Origin of the sequence: Bacteroides caecigallinarum (assembly GCF_021530995.1) — a bacterium.
Lineage (GTDB): Bacteria > Bacteroidota > Bacteroidia > Bacteroidales > Bacteroidaceae > Phocaeicola > Phocaeicola faecigallinarum.
On the sequence record NZ_JADYTF010000255.1, the window covers coordinates 1 to 904 of the forward strand.

Consider the following 904-nt stretch of genomic DNA (forward strand, 5'->3'; position numbering starts at 1 on the left):
CAGGTACTAAGATGTTTCAGTTCCCTGCGTTAGCCCCTTACATTAGTAAGGTGATATCCCTTCAGGATATCGGGTTGTCCCATTCGGAAATTCACGGATCAAGGGTTATTTGCACCTCCCCGTGACTTATCGCAGCTTATCACGTCCTTCATCGCCTCCGAGAGCCAAGGCATCCGCCATGCGCCCTTAATTACTTTTGTTATCACGTACACACTCTGTATATTACAACAGAGCGGATGATATATACTTTTAGCTCTTTTGGTTTTGACCAAATTTTTACTTTTCAGCTTGTTACATCATGTCAAAGATCTTTATATTTTCAAGGATTGACTACGTCTATCCTATCAATCTGTAGTGGAGAATAACGGATTCGAACCGTTGACCCCCTGCGTGCAAAGCAGGTGCTCTAGCCAGCTGAGCTAATCCCCCATGCTGTTCTTTTTCAAAAGCGGGTGCAAAGGTAAGTGTTTTATTTTGAACTCGCAAATAAAAAAGCAACTTTTTATTATATTTTCATTCAGCTTTGCAGCCTGAAACATTGACTTTCAGTCGATGTAGTCCCAGGCAGATTTGCTACCTGAAACATTGACTTTCAGTCGATGTAGTCCCAGGCAGATTTGCTACCTGAAACATTGACTTTCAGTCGATGTAGTCCCAGGCAGATTTGAACTGCCGACCTCTACATTATCAGTGTAGCGCTCTAACCAACTGAGCTATAGGACTGTATAATAAAAACAAACTTGCCTGTAGTACAAGAAGCTAAACCTTCTTAATCTATTCTACGGTATCTCTCCAGAAAGGAGGTGTTCCAGCCGCACCTTCCGGTACGGCTACCTTGTTACGACTTAGCCCCAATTACCAGTGTTACCCTAGGGCGCTCCTTGCGGTTACGCACTTCAGGTAC

General features: G+C 43.6%; 2 tRNA genes and 2 rRNA genes. All 4 read right to left on the reverse strand.

Annotation, left to right across the window (positions count from 1 at the left end):
• Positions 1 to 200: ribosomal RNA gene (locus tag I6E24_RS16440) — 23S ribosomal RNA — on the reverse strand; the annotation flags it as partial.
• 155 nt (positions 201 to 355) lie between these two features.
• Positions 356 to 429, reverse strand: a tRNA-Ala gene (locus I6E24_RS16445).
• A 220-nt stretch (positions 430 to 649) separates the two neighbouring features.
• A tRNA-Ile gene (locus I6E24_RS16450) sits at positions 650 to 723 on the reverse strand.
• Between the two features lie 73 nt (positions 724 to 796).
• Positions 797 to 904 (reverse strand): 16S ribosomal RNA (locus I6E24_RS16455); the annotation flags it as partial.